7 protein-coding genes are annotated in these 5,450 nt (G+C 38.7%); 4 read left to right on the top strand and 3 right to left on the bottom strand.

From position 1 onward, the window contains the following. Positions 1-15: 15 nt before the first annotated feature. Positions 16-1,551 (bottom strand): Fic family protein, encoded by a 1,536-nt coding sequence (locus KGY70_16340; protein MBS3776768.1) that lies wholly within the window; start codon positions 1,549-1,551, stop codon positions 16-18. Between the two features lie 423 nt (positions 1,552-1,974). Here KGY70_16340 and KGY70_16335 point away from each other — a divergent pair, with 423 nt between their 5' ends. Then, the gene (locus tag KGY70_16335) at positions 1,975-2,166 is read left to right on the top strand and encodes a type II toxin-antitoxin system RelE/ParE family toxin (GenBank protein MBS3776767.1); all 192 of its coding nucleotides are present in this window, start codon (positions 1,975-1,977) and stop codon (positions 2,164-2,166) included. After that, entirely contained in the window at positions 2,147-2,446 is a 300-nt protein-coding gene (locus KGY70_16330) for a helix-turn-helix transcriptional regulator (GenBank protein ID MBS3776766.1), read from the top strand. The genes KGY70_16335 and KGY70_16330 overlap by 20 nt, the downstream gene beginning before the upstream one ends. A gap of 188 nt (positions 2,447-2,634) precedes the next feature. On the opposite strand, the gene KGY70_16325 is transcribed toward KGY70_16330, so the two are convergent. Continuing rightward, complete coding sequence (locus KGY70_16325; protein ID MBS3776765.1) at positions 2,635-2,877, bottom strand: hypothetical protein; 243 nt, start codon at positions 2,875-2,877, stop codon at positions 2,635-2,637. Positions 2,878-3,368: 491 nt separating this feature from the next. Here KGY70_16325 and KGY70_16320 point away from each other — a divergent pair, with 491 nt between their 5' ends. Next, entirely contained in the window at positions 3,369-3,854 is a 486-nt protein-coding gene (locus KGY70_16320; protein MBS3776764.1) for a thermonuclease family protein, read from the top strand. A gap of 1,079 nt (positions 3,855-4,933) precedes the next feature. Here KGY70_16320 and KGY70_16315 read toward each other — a convergent pair. Continuing rightward, on the bottom strand, positions 4,934-5,113 hold the full coding sequence (locus tag KGY70_16315; GenBank protein MBS3776763.1) for a hypothetical protein: 180 nt from the start codon (positions 5,111-5,113) through the stop codon (positions 4,934-4,936). Positions 5,114-5,254: 141 nt separating this feature from the next. Here KGY70_16315 and KGY70_16310 point away from each other — a divergent pair. Then, a partial coding sequence (locus KGY70_16310) for a hypothetical protein (GenBank protein MBS3776762.1) occupies positions 5,255-5,450 on the top strand: 196 nt, incomplete at its 3' end.

Here is a 5,450-nt window from a genome sequence, read left to right as displayed (position 1 = left end):
GAAGCAGAACATAAATCACCCGGAAAAAATCTCCGAATATTGTTTTTCAATTGTTTCGATTTCTTCCCTGGATAATGCTGAGAATTCCTTTTCTCTTGCCCTTTTGGATAGTTTTCCTTCATTTTGTTCCAGAAAACGGACTAAAAGTGCCACTGTTTTGTCCGGCATTTCAAATTCTTCATCCAGAAATCTTTTGAACTGGTCATATTGCTCCAGATATCTTACCTCCCGGGGAATAATGTTGTAGATTGTATCATACACACAATCATAAAGAAACTCTGCCTGGGGAGTGGCGTCGAAGTATCGGTAATAATCAATGGTATCATTCAGAACCTTTATGTTGTTATCTGAGGTAGTTTCCCAGTTAATAAAATCAAGAAGAGGGTGAGAATATTTCTGAAGCACCTGGCGATAATCATTGATATGATCAAGAATAGAAGCTGAAACCGGAAAGATGAGACCTTGCTTTGTAAATTGTTTTCTGGCCAGAATATGGTGTATCAGATAACGATGGATCCGTCCGTTTCCATCCTGAAAAGGATGAATGAAAACAAACCCAAATGCAATTTTTGTAGCTGCAATAACTGCATCAATATCTGACTCTTCAAGATATTTACTGGTTTTAATAAGGCCGGAAATTAACTGATCCAAATCCTGCCATTTGGCAGAGATATGCTCGGGTAAAGGTTCACCGGTAGATCGGTCATGATCGCCCACAAAACCACCTTCCCTTCGAAATCCCATGCTAACAAAACGAGTACTTTCAATAACCAATTGCTGCAACCGCAAAAGTTCTTCCTTGCTTAAAGGATTTGACCCGGCCTGGCCTATTGCTTTACCCCAGCGTGCTGCCCGTTTGCTTTTGGGGCTTTCTCCTTCAATGGTAAATGATGCTTTTGAATCTTTCAACAACAAAAAAGCGGATGCCCGCTGTAACAATTCCTTATGGATGTTTTTTAACTTTTTGTCTTGCTGCTCGGATAAACGGGATTTGATGTAATTTTCCAGTTTATCAGTTTTAAATACCAAAGGACAAAAATCAGGTGTACCTGGAAGGTTATTGATGATACGATGGCGTTTGGAATAAGTTCCTTCCACCGTATACTGAAGCTTCTCCTCCAGTAAAGGAAGGTAGTTTCCTTTCTTTATATCGGCAATATCCAAAACATCCTGCATCAGCCATTCGTACAAAAACCATATTTTTCGGCTATATTGTCCGGTGGGTTCCCGCGATACCAATTGGATAATATCAGATTTGGACAGTTGTTGAAACAATTTTTTAAAAAACAACAGGTTAATGCCTTCATATTTTATGGCAAAAACCAGGTGACTGTAAAGATTATCATCGGGCAAATGTCGGAAAGTAAATATTTTCCATTGTTGCTTTTTGTATTGCCGGTTTTTATAGCTCACCAATGCCAATCTTTCAGGCATTGGCATAGCAAGACTAAAAAACTTAATAATAGCTCCATAACCTACCAACCTTGCTTTTTCAGGGGCAATTCGTCCGTGTAAAATGGTTATTTCCTGTGAAATATTTTTATTTTTCATATGTATTTGTGAAAAATGATTATAACAAAGATATATGAAAAATGATTACGATATATGAAAATCGATTATTTTTATAAGGTTCTTGTGAAAAATGATTATGATTTGATGGATTTTTTTCAATGATCAGGGAAAAGCAAGCTTGAGGAATTCACCTGAAAATTAGATCAATCGCTACAAACTACCCATCGACCATAAAATGAAACAAAATGCTGTGGCTCAGTTCAGGGATAAAAATCAGAAATAATAATAATAATAAAAGAAACTAATTAGTTACATTTGTAGTATCATGATAAGAATACTTGAAACTTATAAGGATTACTTCTGGAATTTTTACAATTCTTTGAAAAAGAGAGAAAGAAAAAGTAGACTATGTTCTACAGATTGTAATGTCAATGGAAAGAATCCCTATCAAGTTCTTTAAACATTGAAGAGGGGATATATGAGATTAGAATAGAATCAGGAAATAATATTTACAGGATATTTTCTTTTTTTGAGGAAAATAAATTGGTTATTCTACTACACGGTTTTCAAAAAAAATCACAGAAAATTCCCCGCAAAGAAATTGAGCGGGCAAAAACATTAAGGAGAGAATATTATGGAGAGAAAAAATCCTAAAACAATTAATGAACTTTTTGATCAAAAATATGGAAAAAAGGGAACAGAAAATCGAAAAGATTTTGAGCAGAAAGCTGAAGCTTATATGATTGCTGAGTTGGTTAAGGATTCCCGTAAGAAAGCTCACTTAACCCAGGAGCAACTGGCCAAAAAGCTCAATGTGAAAAGATCTTACATATCAAAAATAGAAAGGGCTTCAAGCGATATACGCATATCTACACTGAGGAAAATTATTGAGACCGGTTTGGGGGGCAAGCTGCATATTGATGTGGAGTTGTAATATTCTACTCTTCGAATTCGTTTAACTTTACAAATCTTTCCCTTAAACATAAAAATATCGAAAATATTGAAATTTTTAGTGTTAGTGGCAAGCCTTTGTATAGTCAAAATATCATTTCGTTTTTAAGATAATCCACTATTGTAAAATAGGTTTGTAAAGCTTTAAATGACCAGACAACACGCATTATTTCAGAGATTGTACCTTGATTTAATTCGGTTCATTGCTTCTTTATGGCTGATAACTTTCCCTTCGTCTGCTTCAGAGATGCTTTCCTCCAGTTCTGAACGAAGGCTCTCACCTAAATCCTCGGCCCAATCCCTGGTTGCTTCACTTTGTTTTGATAAGATAATCCGGATAGCATTTAAAATGCTTTCTTCATTGATCTTATCTATTAAGTTATGAAGGTCGGCTTTTAATTCCTGAATAGTCATAATATAATTTCTTTTTCCATTTAACGCTTTTTATTATTTTTTAGTTTTAGAGGAACAAGTCAATTTACCAATAATAAAACTTTGTTTGAAATTAACCAATATTTATTTGCAATATACTACAAAAAAGAATCTTAAGCCAAACTATTTTTCTCTGCCGGAAATTGCTCTATATTTCTCTTTCAACCATCCATCCATCAATCAACCAATCAACCAATCATTCATTCATCCATTCAGTGATTTAAAAAAATATATTCCTGGAAAAGTAGAATATTTAAGTAAGAATTAAAATGGAGGATTGATTGATAAAAAAGTTGACAATAAAACCCTGGAAGATTTTATTAATATAATTTTGGAAATTACGAAGCGGAGAAAACATTACACGTTGATGTATAAACAATTAACATTGAAATGACCTGGATAAATTTTGGCATATTGACGCAAAATAAGATTGGCCGGACTGATGTTTATAAACGGGTAAATAAAGAAAAAACATGAAAAAAGCAATCATATTTATTTTTTTATTGGTCTTACTCTCTACATCTTTTTGCGACAAGAAGAAAACCCAGCAGGAGGATGGTGAGGTACTCCATGTAACAGATGGTGATACGTTTGACTGCATGTACGATGGGGAAGAGATAACTATCCGGTTATATGGTATAGATGCACCGGAATCCGGCCAACCTTACGGAAATGAGGCAGAAAACTGGCTGCGGAACCAGATCGGTGATGAGGCCGTCGACATTGAAAAGGTTGAAGAAGGCTACTACGGCCGAACCATTGCCATTGTGGAGTTAAACGGCACGAATATCAATGGAGCGTTGGTAAAGAACGGACTGGCCTGGGTTAGTGCTCGCTATTGCGACCGGGACTCGATTTGCGATCGCTGGCGGAACTACCAACAACAGGCCCGGGGAAATGATGTTGGGCTTTGGGGTCAGCCAAACCCCACACCGCCGTGGGAATTCAGGGATCAATAATGTTTTAAAATTCTATCAAAGAACCGTAAATCATTCAAGATTACTATGGTACTGGCAGGAGATAAAAACTTTTAAAAGTAAAGTTAATCATAAGCATTGATCCTAAAGAACTAAAATAACAATTATAGATTTGCTATTGGCAGAATTTTATAGAATTTTTGAGAAAATGCACAAAGGTTTGCTAATTATATATTTTTGAGCATTTTGTTGTTATGAATAAAAGGAATATTTTCCCTTTATAACCTTTAGAGTTATCTCAGGCGCCCTTGGTGGTTACATCGTTCTTATCAGAAAATTTTCGCCGAAAATGGAGAATCACAATACCAGTATGGCAGTTTTTGACCCCGGGGTCAATTTCCCGGAATGGGGGGTCGGTTTGCTCCGGAATTTACACTTTTCCCCACCCGCGCCCTTTAATTTCCGGCAGCTGCCGGACCCACCCCGCCCAAACCTCTATGGTCTTTCATTCCCTCTCAGATGTTTAAGGCTTTTGTTTTTCTGTGCGGGAGGGAATTCCACCGGCTGTAAACATGCTAATGAAATAACCATTGGAACCATACCGCTATTATTCTACAGACCGATTACCCCTTTAGAGCCTGTCCCGATTATTCATCGGGAGGCCAGGGGCAGCGCATGGAAAACCCCGCCGCTAACCTCCCAGTAAATCGCCCTTCTTCACCCCTCCTCAGACTCCCTCAGCGCACTATTCGTCTTTCTTTTTCCATTTCCCGGTTTCGCAACGCTTGAAGATCGCGCTCCCGCGGGATGCTTCAAGGTTTCACCAAGCCATCGGTCTGGTGCCATTAGCTACACGAACAGACCGGTAAGGTTACTATTGTACCAAAGACCTTCATCCTCCCTGTAAGCCTGCTACCCTGTTTCAGCAAAGTGTATTGAAAACAGGCAACACATGAGATGAGCACCCGGCTTCAGCCGGGTGGTAAAGAACACCCGGACAACTAAGCCCACAGCCCGCTTCAGCGGGCTTTGGGTATGCACCATCATACCAATCTCCGTGGATCAATCCTGACCACAAACAAGGACCTGCCCGGGTAAAACCTGATGCTTTCAGCAACTGTTTACCCCGCCAGCGGCAACGCTTCAAGGTCCCTGTCGGGACGCTTGAAGGTTTCTCCATCCCACCGACCCGGTACCCTTAACCAACCGAACATACCCCTGAGGTTTTCACCAGCCCGGAGACCTTCAGGCGTCCCGGCGATAGCCGGACCCTGAAGCGTCGTGGATGCTTGGTTACCCAACCATAGTAGCCCCCCAGCTACCCCACGAGCCTGACCTTATTAGCTTATTAATCCCTGTAAAGATCCAATTGCATGATATTTTTATCTTTATCATTTTATGATTAATTTTATATTATCATACATAACCCTAATCCATACACCATGCAAACAGTCCTTTACAGCAATGGCAAACGTTTCGACGAAAAGCTCTTCAAAAAAGAAAAAGACTTTGAGAAGCTGGCTATTGAAAACAGCAAGACCCTTTTCGGGAAAAACTCCATAATCATAGATGCCAAAAAGAAAATAGACTCACAATTTATTGGAGGAACAGTACCAGACTGTTTTCTTTTCGATTTGT

Source organism: Bacteroidales bacterium, from assembly GCA_018334875.1.
GTDB lineage: Bacteria > Bacteroidota > Bacteroidia > Bacteroidales > UBA12077 > JAGXLC01.
Note: the sequence above shows the minus strand (reverse complement) of the source record. Positions and strands in the feature narration are given on the sequence as shown.